Source organism: Photorhabdus bodei, assembly GCF_003287735.1.
GTDB classification, from domain to species: Bacteria; Pseudomonadota; Gammaproteobacteria; order Enterobacterales; family Enterobacteriaceae; genus Photorhabdus; species Photorhabdus kayaii.
On record NZ_NSCM01000003.1, the window covers coordinates 111,776 to 125,154 of the forward strand.

A 13,379-nucleotide genomic window follows, 5' to 3' on the forward strand; every position below is an offset into this window, starting at 1 on the left:
CCGTTATTTTTGTTAGCCACCAGACATGACAAGGCCCGCCTGATGCGGGCCTTACTGAGTGATTCAAAACTCATTAGTGCTGAACCGCACGCTTTTCAGGTGCTTTCATATAGCGGAAGAAATCAGCTTCTGGGCTTAATACCAGAACATCTTTCCCGTCTTCACTAAAGCTTTTCTCGTAAGCACGTAAACTACGGATAAAGGTATAGAAATCTGGCGCTTGACTGAATGCATCAGCAAACAGTTTAGCGGTTTCCGCATCACCAGCACCACGCAATGTAAGCGCTTCACGCTCCGCTTTTGCACGGATTTCAATAACTTGCTTATCTGCTGCTGCACGCAGCTTTTCTGCTTCTTCCAAACCTTGTGAACGATGACGACGAGCTACCGCTTCACGCTCAGCGCGCATACGCTGGTAAATCGCTTCTGAAACTTCCAGTGGTAAATTGATTTGTTTGATACGCACATCAACAACTTCAATACCCAATGCCGCCATACTGTTCGGATTGATAGCAAGCTGTTTATCTGCCGTTTCTCGCTCTACACGCGCCGCCGCTGATGCAATAGCATCATCCGCTTCAGTTGTACTCGCTGTTTCTTTATCCGTTGTACCTTTGTTCAGCGCATCACGAACATCGGTGGTCAATTGACCACGGGAATCCGTTACGATACCACGAACATCCTTACGGCCAATCTCAGAACGCAGGCGGTCACTGAATTTACGCTTTAACAATACCTCTGCTTGAGAAATATCACCATTGCCGGTCGCCAGATAATAACGGCTGAAATCGTTAATCCGCCATTTCAGGTAAGAATCAACTATCAGGTCCTTATTTTCACTGGTCAAGAAACGGTCGGCTTGAATATCCATAGTCTGGATACGAGCATCCAGGGTTTTCACCGTTTCAACAAAAGGTATTTTGAAATGTAACCCCGGCTCATAAACAATCGGTTTATTTCCTGCATCGCGCAGAACCTTACCAAAACGCAGTACAATGCCACGCTGTCCTTCCTGCACGATAAATAGAGAGGCATAGAGTGCAACTAATACCGCGACAATAACAACGACTAATGATTTACGCATGATTATTATCTCCCTACCCTGATAATGTCATTACGCAGATTATCTGTTCGGTTATAATTCGCTCCCCGGCCTGAATTTGAAGGCACCGTTGGACGGGTACCCCGCAGGCCGGAAGCTACCGTATTATCTGATTGCACTGTTCCCTCTTTTTTAACACCAGAAACATCACCACGTAACATTTGTTCTAATGGCAATACCAACAAATTGTTATTGTGATCATTAACAATAATTTTGCGAGTACGGCTCAATACTTTCTCCATCGTTTCAATGTACAGACGTTCACGGGTAATCTCAGGTGCCTCTTTATACCTAGGCAGCATTTTGGCAAAGCCCGCCACTTCCCCCTGTGCTTCCAATACTACACGAGCCTTATAAGCTTTCGCCTCTTCAATGATACGTTGCGCATCACCTTTCGCACGTGGCAAGACTTCGTTCGAATAAGCCTCCGCTTCACGAATAGACTGCTGTTCATTCTCACGTGCAGCAATAACATCGTCAAAAGCAGCCTTGACTTCTTCTGGCGGACGAGCAGCCTGGAAGTTAACATCCAACAAAGTTATTCCCATGCGGTACGGAAGAATCGTCCTTTCCAACTCACGCTGAGTATCATCACGGACAATCATACGATTTGCCGTCAAGATTTTATCCATCGTATATTTACCAACAACACCACGTACCGCGCTATCTGTCGCCTGACGCAGGCTGTTATCAGGACTTGTCACGCTATAAAGATAAGCGGCAGGATCAGTCACACGATACTGCACGTTCATCTCCACGCGAACAACGCTTTCATCCGATGTCAGCATCACGCCAGAGGTTGCCAATTCACGAACAGATTCCACGTTAACTGGAACAACTTCATCAATGAATGTAGGTTTCCAGTTCAGACCTGGCTGCACAATATGGCTAAGTTTACCCAAACGGGTAACAACACCACGTTCTGTCTCTTTAATCGTATAAAAACCGCTAGCGGCCCAGATCACGACGACAACAGCAGCGACAAGGCTAACAATACGCCCGCCAAATTTTGCCCCTTGGTCAGAACCATTACCGCCCTTGTTCCCACCAAAACCCCCGAGTTTACTGCTCAGCTTACGGAACAGATCGTCGAGATCAGATGCCCCACGGTTTCGACTACTTTTGTTCCCGCCGGAATTGCCGCTTTTATTGCTGCTTCCCCACGGGTCGCGGTCTTGTCCGTTGTTCCCGGGCTGATTCCACGCCATGTTTTAGCTCCATTCTTTTATGATTGGTTTTTCAGGCCAAGAGCCTCTTATAAACAAGCCGACTCTCAATCACATAAGTTTTCTGATATTCACCTGACAGGCACATCAGACAACATAATCAAACAAATCCTGTTCTTGTTTGCATAGACGGCGCCAGTCAACAATCGGCATTCTCACTTCGATACCAACTTTACCGTCCTCTTCTATCCACTCTTTCTCTATTGCTTGCAGTTGATAGAAGCGGCTGCGTAAACGACCTGCTTCCGGAGGCAAACGCAATTCGTAGTGTGCAATTTCACCCGAAAGACGCTCCGTTAACGCTTGTAACAATAACGGGATACCTTTACCGGTTTGCGCAGACAGCCAAACTCTAACCGGTAAGTTATCTTCGTTGCGATCAATACGCGGCGTGAAGCTGTCCAGCATATCAATCTTATTCATCACCAACAGTACCGGAATTTCATGCGCTTCAATTTCTTCCAGTACGCTGTCGACAGCGGCAATATTTTCGTCGATGCGGCTATCCGCAGCATCAACAATATGCAGCAACAATGTTGCTTGCCGGGTTTCCTGCAATGTTGCTTTAAATGCCGCCACCAGATCATGAGGCAAATGACGGATAAAGCCAACCGTATCAGCCAATACCACCGTACCAACATCATTAACTTCAATCCGTCGCAACGTTGGGTCCAGCGTAGCAAACAATTGATCAGCCGCATAAACCTCAGCAGCCGTCATACGGTTAAACAAACTCGATTTACCGGCGTTGGTATATCCCACCAGTGAAACCGTCGGTATATCCGCTTTATTTCGCGCTTGACGCCCCTGTTCACGCTGTTTCTCAACCCGGCTCAGACGACTCAGGATCTGACGGATTTTATCCCGCAATAAACGCCGGTCCGTCTCAAGCTGCGTTTCCCCCGGCCCTCTCAAACCAATCCCACCTTTCTGACGTTCAAGGTGAGTCCATCCCCGGACAAGACGGGTAGAAAGATGACGTAGCTGCGCCAACTCTACCTGTAACTTCCCTTCGTGAGTCCGCGCCCGTTGGGCAAAAATATCCAGAATCACGCCGGTGCGGTCGATAACTCGACACTGACAGAGCCGCTCAAGATTGCGTTCCTGTGCAGGACTGAGTGCATGATTAAACAACACAACATCAGCACCACTAGCCTGTACCGCCTCAGCAATCTCTTCCGCCTTACCTTCTCCAACAAAATATTTCGGATGAGGGGCTTTCCTGCTCCCCGTGACAATTTGCACAGGAACTACACCAGCAGAAGTTACCAGTGATTCAAACTCACTGAGATTATCTGTGTCTTTATCCTGCGAGAAAAAAACATGCACCACAACGGCTTGTTCGCCGCCTTCATAACGTTCAAACAAAGGTGCGACCTCTCAGGCTGAGTAAAAAACTACAGGAAAAAACATAGGTAAAACCCCCTCCCTATGTTTTTCTTCATTCTATTACTGCTCTCAAACTTATTCAGTGCCATCACTTTCCTGTTGCGCTGCCGGAGCAGAAACGCCACCAGAATGATAATTACCTACGCTCGCCCCTACACTCGTATTGCTACTGTGATGAGAAACTGGGCGGGAAGGTACAACAGTAGAGATGGCATGTTTATAAACCATCTGGCTAACCGTATTTTTCAGTAAAATGACAAACTGGTCAAAAGATTCAATCTGACCCTGCAATTTGATGCCGTTGACCAAATAAATAGAAACCGGGACCCTTTCACGCCGCAATGCGTTCAGGAACGGATCTTGCAAAGATTGCCCCTTAGCCATTCTATATTTTCCTTATTTTGTTGTTTTTAACTAAGAACCTAAAGGTTCGAAAAAATGAACTACTCAAAAATTGCGCTTTGGTACTCATCAATTGTACACAATCAATAAACCTATGCACTAACAACCTGCATAACTGTGCTTAAAGCTTGCTCTGGTTGAGAACTATCCAACCAATGAACCGACTTCCAACCTCTGAGCCAAGTTACCTGACGCTTTGCCAACTGGCGCGTCGCACAAATACCGCGATAAATCATTTCATCGTAGTCAATTTCGCCGGAAAGATAAGACCACATCTGACGATAACCGACACAACGAATAGAAGGTAAATCCACATGCAAATCACGACGAGCATAAAGTGCTTTAACTTCCTCTTCAAACCCTGATTCAAGCATTTGATGAAAACGCGCTTCAATGCGTTGATGAAGGAGCTCACGTTTTGCCGGTGCAATAGCAAATTGATGAACACGATAAGGCAGCGATTCTCCTGACAATTTAGTCAGTTCAGTGAGAGTTTTACCTGAAATAAGAAAAACTTCCAGTGCCCGAGAAAGTCTCTGTGGATCATTAGGATGAATTCTTAACGCCGCCACAGGATCAATCTTCTGTAGTTGCTGATGCAATGCATCCCATCCTTGCTCTGCCGCCTGTTGTTCTATTTGTGCCCGAATAACCGGATTAGCAGAAGGTAAAGGCGACAAACCTTCAAGTAACGCCTTGAAATAGAGCATCGTTCCTCCCACCAGCAGAGGAATACGACCAGAAGCAGTAATTTCCGCCATCTCCTTCAATGCATCATGACAAAAATCAGCAGCAGAATAAGGTTGAGAAGGGTCCAGAATATTGATTAAACGATGAGGTGCCAACGCTTGCTCTTCGGTTGTTGGTTTGGCGGTACCAATATCCATTCCACGATAAATTAACGCAGAATCAACGCTGATCAGCTCCACAGGAAGATGCTGGCGTAAAGCAACAGATAAAGCTGTTTTGCCTGAGGCCGTCGGACCCATAACAAAAATTGCCGTTGGTAGATGTTGAGTTTTCTGATCACTCATGAGTAAGAGATGCCACCACTGCTTGTAAATCAATTAATTGTAATAACCCATCTGGTGGAGATTTTACCAGTTGTGGGCAAAGACGCTCAACATCAGCTAATAACTGCACCGCCTGAGCAACGTTCCACGTTCCATACTCACTGCCGATATGACGAGCAAGCCAGGTTACAACCTGTTCTGCCGATGCTGATGGCTGTTGTGCTAAATAACCTAGCAACTCAGGAATTAATTTAGGCAGATTTTGTTGACGTAATGGTAACGATACCGCACATAGTATCGCTTTTCCATGAGATACAGATGCTTCAATACCAAAAGAGCCCAATAAGTCACTATAACGATTTAAAGCATCAGCTTCCTCTTTACTAAGAGATAGTTTCAGCGGTATCAACAATGGCTGTGATTTCAGCCCTTGCTCTGTTGGTGTTAACTGTGCTTGTCTTAACCAGCGTTCAGCTACCGGCAAAGATAACAACCCAATTCCCAATGGAGATTCAATCAGAGCATAACATGGTGAATATATGCTCAATACCTTACCAAAACTATGATTGCTATTTTTAACCTGAACAAGAGCAGAAGTGACCTTTTCTGCCATAACCGGAGCGGTTCTTGCTGGAAACAGCTCCCTTTTTTCTTCAGGTTCAGACTGCATCAGTTTCTGATATACCTCACCCTGACGTTTCTGATAATGATCTCCATGATATTGGCGATTTTCACCACCGCGAGAGCCCCCCATATTCCCTTTACTTGACAAAACCTCTTTTGGTGATGATGTTGCCACAGATGTCGCATTGTTTTGCCGAGAAAAATGATTTCCCCCTGCTGATGGCCGGTTTTCCGGCTCCCAGGCTGGCGCAGGTTCACAGCAAGCCATATCCAGTTCGGCGCCGCTTCCGCGCTGTTTCAATACGGCGGTTACACCCTGATAGATAAAATCATGTACCAAACGGGCTTGATGGAAGCGAACTTCATGCTTCGCAGGATGCACATTCACATCCACTTGATGTGGATCAACCTCCAAATATAAAACATAAGCAGGCTGTTGTTCTCCTCGGAGCAAATCTTGATAAGCCTGACGGATAGCATGATTAATTAAGCGATCACGCATCATACGCCCGTTTACATAACAATATTGAATATCGCCACTCGCCTCAGTATTCATCGGGTCAACAACCCATCCTTTAATCGATAAATCGCCGTGCTGCCAGGAAAGAGAAAGTGCCCGTTGCATAAAAGCGGTACCACAAATGGAGGCCAACCGCCGCTCATACTGCGATTCATCTTTTGCCGGCCGGTATTGGCGCACCAATTTACCGTTATGATGCAAATTGATTAATACATCCAAACGCGCCAACGCAATGCGTCTAACGACTTCATCAATATGACCAAATTCCGTTTTTTCTGTTCGCAGAAACTTGCGCCGCGCGGGGGTGTTATAAAAGAGATCCAATACTTCAACAGTACTGCCTACTGGATGTGCTGCCGGCTTTACGGTCACTGCCATATCCCGCCCTTCCGCGTAAGCTTGCCAGGCTTCATGCTGTTCTTCAGTACGGGAAGTTAATGTCAGACGCGAAACTGAGCTGATACTAGCCAGCGCCTCTCCACGGAATCCCATACTGATAATGGCTTCCAAATCATCAAGGGTAGCAATCTTACTGGTAGCATGACGAGCCAGCGCTAGCGCAAGATCCTGATGGTTGATGCCACAGCCATTATCACGGACACGAATAAGTTTTACTCCACCGCGCTCAATTTCAATATCAATACGGCTAGCGCCAGCATCAAGGCTATTCTCCACCAACTCTTTTACTACTGATGCAGGGCGTTCTACGACTTCGCCAGCCGCAATTTGGTTTGCTAATTGAGGAGGTAAGATCTTGATCGCCATATTTAACCTTTACTTCTTGGCTGTTTCAGGTACAGCCTGTAATGGATTTGCTAGAAAATAGTTGCGCAACCCCCGATGGATAGCACTTGCTAGCTTATCCTGAAAATCATTGGAACCCAGTAATGCTTCTTCAGCCGAGTTACTGATAAATCCTGTTTCCACCAAAATTGAAGGAATATCTGGTGAACGTAACACACCTAAGCTAGCATGTTCTGGCGAACGTTTATGTAATAAACCGACCTTGCGCAATTCACTCAAAACCTGTACTGCAACGTTATAGCCCACCCGCTGGGAGTGGCCGAATTGCAAATCCAGCACCGCCTGGCTTAGATAAGGATCAGCACCATTTGCCAAGGCATTACCTGCACCACCCAGTAACTCAGACTGTTTCTCATGCTGTTCAAGCCAATTACCCAATTCACTGTTTGCACGCTTGTTTGACAGCACCCAGACAGAAGCACCACGCGCACTGCGATTAGGAGCGGCATCCGCATGAATAGAAATCAGCATATTTGCGCTATGTTTACGTGCAACCTCAGAACGACCAGCAACAGAAATAAAATAGTCTCCATTACGGGTCAAAACGGGTTTGAACATAGGATCATTGCGTAACAATGCTTCAAGTTTGCGCGCTACACTGATAGTCACATTTTTCTCTTTCAATCCACGTTGCCCAATCGCACCGGGGTCTTGACCACCATGTCCTGCATCAATAGCGACAACTACCCGCTGACCGCCCTTAGAAGTTGCTTGCAAAGCAGCCTGTTTTGTCGTCTGCAATTTGCTGTTAGTAAGTGATAGCTTACCTGTAGCAGCTTGTGAACTCTCTCTAAAAATAGACTTGCCAGTAGATACCCCAGAGGCCCGCAGGGTAAAAATCACCCGATATTCACTATCCGATTGCTGCACTATAGAGTTGACTTTAACTTTATTATTTAGTTCAAATACAATGCGTTTTTTTTGTCGATCAGGTGCCTGGCTGGAACGGATTTTCCTCACTAAATCCTGCCCCGGTAGATTCATAGGTAAACCAACAATTTTTTCTGTTTGATGGATATCTACCACTAAACGCTCTGGCGAATGCAATGGAAAAAAACTGTAATTAGGGCGACCACCGGAAAAAACCATTGTCACTTTAGATTCATTTATGCTGTTACTGACGTGAATATTGGATAAAGTCGCCGCAGTGGCGGTTGTTACCACTAAACTGCTCATCATAATAAACAACCAGCACATTATCATAAAACTGATCTGCCATTTCTTTATCATTTTTGCGACTAAAGGACACATCATGGTCGGGTGATCCCTTATAAATATTTCAAATTATCTAACAGGCTCTCACCATATTTAGACAAAGCAATAAAATGTGCCAGTCTCCCTTCGGACTGGTAACTCAAATGTAATTCAATATCTGCATCCGGTAATACGCCTTCTCCTTGCTGAGGCCATTCCACCAGACAAATGGCATCTTGATGGAAATAATCACGTATTCCCATAAATTCCAGCTCTTCCGGATCTGCCAATCGGTAAAGATCGAAATGGTAAACCGACCTCGGTGTTAAAGCATAAGGCTCAACCAAAGTATAAGTTGGGCTTTTTACATGCCCTTTATGACCCAGGGACTGCAAAAAACCACGGCTAAACGTAGTCTTACCGGCACCCAAATCACCATATAAATAAATTACACTACCACTATTACAGGCAGCAGCAACCGCGCTTCCAAGAGAAACTGTCGCATCTTCATCTTTAAGTGATAAAATAAGTTCTTTCATCGAATAATATCTGTTGTTTTATTAATTCATCAGCTAAAACGATAACCCTAACACACTTCTATTATCAACATTTAACATCTTCTGCTCAGTTTCATTATCAAACCCACTATTTTTGGGCTGAAACAAATTATGCTACACTGCAACACCTTGCAGTATAAGCCGATTTCCACCATGACAACGCCTCTCGATCTTAATCTTTTAGCCGTCAACATCAAACAATGGGGTCTTTCTCTTGGTTTCCAACAAGTTGGCATTTGCGATACCGATTTATCCGTGGAAGAGCCAAAACTTCAGGAATGACTGGATAAACAGTATCACGGGGAGATGGCATGGATGAAACGCCATGGCATGATGCGTGCTCGCCCGGATGAACTTTTTCCAGGGACATTGAGAGTTATTAGCAAAAACCTATCCTGTGTGACGATGGCAAAGATGCGCCGGAAAAGCCGGGCGTTATCACCCGCGTGACAGGATGTGATATGGGTTTATCTCACTATCTTATCCAGTCGACTGGAGAAAAGGTCAATAACCCGCATCACCTTATCAACACCACCCGTAACCTGCGTCGAAAGCAGAAATCGCTGTCCCGCAAACAAAAGGGCAGTGCTAACCTCAGCAAGGCCCGTTTACGTCTGGCGGCAGTCCATGAGCGGATAGCCCATGCCCGGTTTGTCATGTCGAACATGACCGCGATATCAATGCGGCGATCAACATCCAGCGCAAGGGCATACTGGAATTACAGGCGGCGGGACTCGTCGTTTCTGCCCACGGAGGCCAGCGTAAATCCGTCATAAAGACGGTGGCGGCCTGAGAAGTGGGAAGCCTTGCCATTTTTTACGGCGAGGAGTCGTCACAGCGATAACCAAGGGCTTGCCCAGAGATGCTTAATTATTAGCCATCTTTATGACGTATAAAAAGATTCAGATAATTTTCCTGTGAATAAAATAAAAACCCCTTGTTGATCAATGCTCAAAAAAAGCGCAAGTGATCAATGTGATATTTCTTAACAAAGGATCATTCCGAAAAATTATCAATAAGTTACAAAATAAATACTCATTTTGTAACATTCAAAGTCAGAAAAATTCAAATGCAACAGCCTGTGGATAAGTCTGTGTGATAATTTTAAAGCATCGAACTTATTTACCGGGAAACCAACTTCCGGGCTGTGGATAAAAAATAGAAATCTGTACTGCGAGGATATAACCTAAAAATCAAATCAAAGTAAGTGAGTACAACCATTGAGGAAGAAACTTAGAGCGGGAAGTAAATCCTTCGAATATCAGCTAATTCATTGATTCAAAAGAGATTTTACCCATGCCTCATTGACGAAAGGAGTGCATTATGTACTACCTCAAAAAGTTTGGCAAGCAGAAGTTGAAAAAATATTTTGCAATTATAAGGATAATACTTTCTTCACCCCTATAAATACCACCCGCTGAACTGAGCACAATCGGAATATAAAGCTGGCTACCGATGTCGAAAAAGACAAAGAATCTACAACCAAACAATACCCCTTTAGGCATAAACATCACACAACATCGATCAAGCCAGCGCACAGATTCAAACATTCAGCCAAAGCCTTCACTTGATCCACTGTTATTGCAATGAGATTCTTTTTACTCGATCAAGAAGGATCTGAATAACCATGAGGAATCAATAAGCAAGCAATTTTCATGTGCGCCAGCCATATTGGATATCGCACATCTATTGCATGCAGATAACAGTAAGATAACTCACTAGCAATGAGGATTAAAGAATGAAAAGATTTACCAAAATTGCAGTAGGTTTTCTAGCGTTAACCACGGCTCAGCTCTCCTTTGCCGCTACCAGCATGTGGTCACAAACGAGCCGTGCCCCAAATGTTTATGCTGCCGGTTACACCAACTCAAATTTCTTTACCACGCCCTCTTCGGTACCGACAAGGGCAACTATTACGACAGTATCTTGGAATATCGGTTTATATAGCAATGGTGCGACAACTCAGACTTTCAGCGTTTGTTATACCCCACGATATTCATCCACCCCATCGCAATGCCTGGATGTCTCCGGTGCCCTAAATAGCACCACAAATGCCTTTAGCGGCCATGATGCCAAAGGTTCCTTTAGAATTAGCGGGATTCTCAACGGAGGTACTTACCCCGTTTACCCGTCCCATTACAATATGATCAAAGTTGATTATCAGTATTAAGCAATCCGACCTGAAGCCTCATGGCCTCAGGTCATTGATAGGAAAGTTACTTTAGACAATTCTTTTACGTTTTAAGCACAATATGTGCTAATGGAAGGACGTAGCGTGCTATAAAGCTGAGATCATTCACTGACGAGTTCCCTGGAAGCCAGGGAGACAGCCGAACTCACCATGCGAAATTTTTTAGTCGCCAATGCGATAAATGCTTTAGTGGCTGGTGACGATTGACGTTCATCAAGCACAGCCAACCCGACATGTCGTTTCACCTTTGGATTCAGCGCTTTCTTGACATAGTGAACATCACGAGCCGGCGGCAGAGATGACTCGGCAACAATCGTCACCGCATCCCCACGTTCAACCGTAGCCAAAGTACTTAACAATTGAGACGTCCGATAGCGAATATTAGGTTGCAATCTTGCCGATAAAAAAAGCCTGGAAACCAATTCAGCCGATCCGGCTTCTGTCAATGCGAATGGTCCAACACACAGATCTTTCAACGTCACCGTATCCTGCAATACCAAAGGATGATCTACCGGCAACAAAGCCACCATCTGGTCTTCAAGAATCGGATAAGTGTCGAATTGATCTTCCGGCAAGGTCACAAATCCCACATCCACGCGCCTATCCATAAGCCATTGCACTACCTGTCTATCTGGCCCCTCATCAATATGGACCTCAATGCCGGGGTAAAGTCTGCGATAATCGGCCAGTACCGTTGGCAACAGCCACAAGGATGAAGTCGGTCCAAACGATCCAATTCGCAACGTACCTCGTTTCATTCCCCGAGCATCCGCGGCCTCTTGCCGCATGGTCTCAGCCAGACCAAGAATGGCCTGGGCTTTTTGTAGCAGACTTTCTCCTATATCTGTCAGTTCGACAGCTCCTTGATGCCGATGCAGTAGCTCTACGCCAAGCTCCTGTTCAAGGAGTCTGATGGCATGGGAAACCCCAGACTGAGAGATCTTGAGCTGGGCCGCAGCTAAGGTAAAGCCCTTCCGTTCAGCAACAACAGCAAAAATTTCGAGCTGGGTTAAAGTCATTATCTCCCCCTTGAGTAATCACTCATTTCCGCATGATCATACATCTGAATAAGTATATGCAATGCGGATATAAAACAATAGGCGAAGCATGCTCGCCGAGCGCTCAACCGAGTTTCCAAACCATAATTAATTAAAAAAGGGGATTTTATGAGTTACCAATGGCCTTCAGATGGCTCATCTTCCATATGGCCGGAGATAAACAGCATGTTCTTATCCCTCCGTGGATTTTCAGACGAATTTATTCCCATGAATGACACTCAGCGAACCTACAAAAAACTCCTGATGGGATTTGATGCCATCACCTCTTGCGAGATGAAAGAGCTTTATAAATTCAAAATCACATTAACTCAAATGAACGAGCACGACCTCTCTCTCCCTGAGCTTTGTCTTATCCATAAGGCATTCAGCGCATGGGTAAAATTTGATTACGAAAACGCGAGATCGCTTCTGACCCAACATATTCGAGCATACCCATCGGATATTATCGCGCTCTTCTTCATTCACATGCTTGATTTCTGCACTGGCAAAACAACCAACCTAAGGTCTCTTCTACTTTATTGTGACGAACACATTCCTGGCACTCACTACCTCTACCCATATTATCTTTCCATAAAATCATTCGTCCTTTGTGAAGCTCAATGTTTTGATGATGCCTTAGCGGTTGGTTTTAAGTCTGTTAAATTAATGCCGGACAATATCTATGGCATTCATGCTGTCGCACATGCCTTGCATGAGCTAGGTCGATGGAAAGAACTTTGCCACTTCCTGACCAATTGCAAAGAACATTGGATAACCAACGCCGGAATGGGAATGCATGTATACTGGCATCTCGCCATTGCGTATGAACGATCCGATGAAATCACGCTGGCATTGCAAGCTTTTGATGAATTATATGCGCTAAAAGACAATCCATTTGCTAAACAAGATTTGGACGCCGTAGAATTCTTGTGGCAGCTTAGGCTCAAATCTGCCGACGCTAAGTTCCAACCAATATGGGAGCGTCTTGCCGTCCTTTGGACAGGCAGCATCAGCTCATCCACCTCTTACTTCCACAAGATACATGCAGCACTTGCTTTTTCTGCAACAAATCAGTCTTTTCTTATTGAAAAGCTGATTGCGGAAAGCGATGGATTTGGCATCGAACCAGACACACATTCCACAGGGATAGACGTCCTTAAAGCGATCTTACTATTCACATCTAGACACTACGAAGAGTGTTTAAGCAAACTCCGTCTCAGCTATGAGAAATGGCCATTATTGGGAGGTAGCCGTGCTCAACGTGAAATATTGGAACAGACTATGGAATACGCCGCCTTGAAAGCATCTTCCACCCTATAA

Annotated in this window: 11 protein-coding genes and 2 pseudogenes; 4 read left to right on the forward strand and 9 right to left on the reverse strand. The window is 45.2% G+C overall.

The genetic code is table 11. The annotated features are described in order from the left end of the window. Positions 1 to 73 precede the first annotated feature (73 nt). The 8 genes from hflC to tsaE all read right to left on the reverse strand — a co-directional run bounded on the left by hflC (position 74) and on the right by tsaE (position 8,813). On the reverse strand, positions 74 to 1,084 hold the full coding sequence (gene hflC, locus CKY02_RS03905) for a protease modulator HflC (protein WP_112877159.1): 1,011 nt from the start codon (positions 1,082 to 1,084) through the stop codon (positions 74 to 76). 5 nt (positions 1,085 to 1,089) lie between these two features. After that, positions 1,090 to 2,310 carry an FtsH protease activity modulator HflK gene (hflK, locus tag CKY02_RS03910; RefSeq protein WP_112894295.1) on the reverse strand — a complete coding sequence of 407 codons (1,221 nt, stop codon included), beginning with the start codon at positions 2,308 to 2,310 and terminating at the stop codon, positions 1,090 to 1,092. A gap of 105 nt (positions 2,311 to 2,415) precedes the next feature. Further along, entirely contained in the window at positions 2,416 to 3,696 is a 1,281-nt protein-coding gene (hflX, locus tag CKY02_RS03915; protein WP_112894296.1) for a ribosome rescue GTPase HflX, read from the reverse strand. 96 nt (positions 3,697 to 3,792) lie between these two features. Beyond that, a complete protein-coding gene (hfq, locus tag CKY02_RS03920) occupies positions 3,793 to 4,101 on the reverse strand; it encodes an RNA chaperone Hfq (RefSeq protein ID WP_011148654.1) in 309 nt (102 codons plus the stop codon). A gap of 110 nt (positions 4,102 to 4,211) precedes the next feature. Further along, positions 4,212 to 5,153: a tRNA (adenosine(37)-N6)-dimethylallyltransferase MiaA gene (miaA, locus tag CKY02_RS03925; protein ID WP_112894297.1), complete on the reverse strand. Its 942-nt coding sequence runs from the start codon at positions 5,151 to 5,153 to the stop codon at positions 4,212 to 4,214. After that, complete coding sequence (gene mutL / locus CKY02_RS03930; RefSeq protein ID WP_112894298.1) at positions 5,146 to 7,041, reverse strand: DNA mismatch repair endonuclease MutL; 1,896 nt, start codon at positions 7,039 to 7,041, stop codon at positions 5,146 to 5,148. The genes miaA and mutL overlap by 8 nt, the downstream gene beginning before the upstream one ends. A 9-nt stretch (positions 7,042 to 7,050) precedes the next feature. Next, positions 7,051 to 8,334 (reverse strand): N-acetylmuramoyl-L-alanine amidase, encoded by a 1,284-nt coding sequence (locus CKY02_RS03935; RefSeq protein WP_112894299.1) that lies wholly within the window; start codon positions 8,332 to 8,334, stop codon positions 7,051 to 7,053. Between the two features lie 14 nt (positions 8,335 to 8,348). After that, positions 8,349 to 8,813 (reverse strand): tRNA (adenosine(37)-N6)-threonylcarbamoyltransferase complex ATPase subunit type 1 TsaE, encoded by a 465-nt coding sequence (gene tsaE, locus CKY02_RS03940; protein WP_112894300.1) that lies wholly within the window; start codon positions 8,811 to 8,813, stop codon positions 8,349 to 8,351. A gap of 171 nt (positions 8,814 to 8,984) precedes the next feature. Between tsaE and CKY02_RS03945 the strand changes: the two are divergent. The 3 genes and pseudogenes from CKY02_RS03945 to CKY02_RS03955 all read left to right on the forward strand — a co-directional run. Further along, a pseudogene (locus CKY02_RS03945) lies at positions 8,985 to 9,227 on the forward strand (tRNA epoxyqueuosine(34) reductase QueG); the annotation flags it as partial. Then, positions 9,224 to 9,624, forward strand: a pseudogene (locus CKY02_RS03950) (transposase); the annotation flags it as partial. The pseudogenes CKY02_RS03945 and CKY02_RS03950, both read left to right, overlap by 4 nt. A 945-nt stretch (positions 9,625 to 10,569) precedes the next feature. Next, entirely contained in the window at positions 10,570 to 11,001 is a 432-nt protein-coding gene (locus CKY02_RS03955; protein WP_112894301.1) for a flagellar protein FlhE, read from the forward strand. A gap of 122 nt (positions 11,002 to 11,123) precedes the next feature. Here the strand turns inward: CKY02_RS03955 and CKY02_RS03960 are convergent, their stop codons facing one another. Then, positions 11,124 to 12,041, reverse strand: a complete 918-nt coding sequence (locus tag CKY02_RS03960) for a LysR family transcriptional regulator (protein ID WP_112877151.1) — start codon at positions 12,039 to 12,041, stop codon at positions 11,124 to 11,126. 147 nt (positions 12,042 to 12,188) lie between these two features. On the opposite strand from CKY02_RS03960, the gene CKY02_RS03965 reads away from it, so the two are divergent. Then, positions 12,189 to 13,379, forward strand: a complete 1,191-nt coding sequence (locus CKY02_RS03965; RefSeq protein ID WP_112894302.1) for a tetratricopeptide repeat protein — start codon at positions 12,189 to 12,191, stop codon at positions 13,377 to 13,379.